1 protein-coding gene is annotated in these 448 nt (G+C 64.1%); it reads left to right on the top strand.

Going from position 1 to position 448, the window contains the following annotated elements:
- Positions 1–5: 5 nt before the first annotated feature.
- Positions 6–448: GTP-binding protein (locus AC3A6B_RS29890; RefSeq protein WP_487840249.1), on the top strand; the 443-nt coding region annotated here is incomplete at its 3' end.

Here is a 448-nt window from a genome sequence, read left to right as displayed (position 1 = left end):
AGAAAATGGCAAAAGGAAAATTCACCCGCACGAAGCCGCACGTGAACGTGGGCACGATCGGTCACGTGGACCATGGCAAGACCACGCTGACGGCGGCGATTGCGACGGTGCTGTCGACGAAGTTCGGCGGCGAAGCCAAGGCCTACGACCAGATCGACGCGGCGCCTGAAGAAAAAGCGCGCGGCATCACCATCAACACCGCCCACGTCGAATACGAGACGGCCAACCGCCACTACGCGCACGTGGACTGCCCCGGCCACGCCGACTACGTCAAGAACATGATCACCGGTGCCGCCCAGATGGACGGCGCCATCCTCGTGTGCTCGGCCGCCGACGGCCCGATGCCCCAGACCCGCGAGCACATCCTGCTGGCGCGCCAGGTGGGCGTGGGCTACATCATCGTCTTCCTGAACAAGTGCGACATGGTGGACGACGCCGAACTGCTCGA

Source organism: Variovorax sp. Soil_C_33 (assembly GCF_057656935.1).
This window is presented reverse-complemented; position numbering and strand designations above follow the sequence as displayed.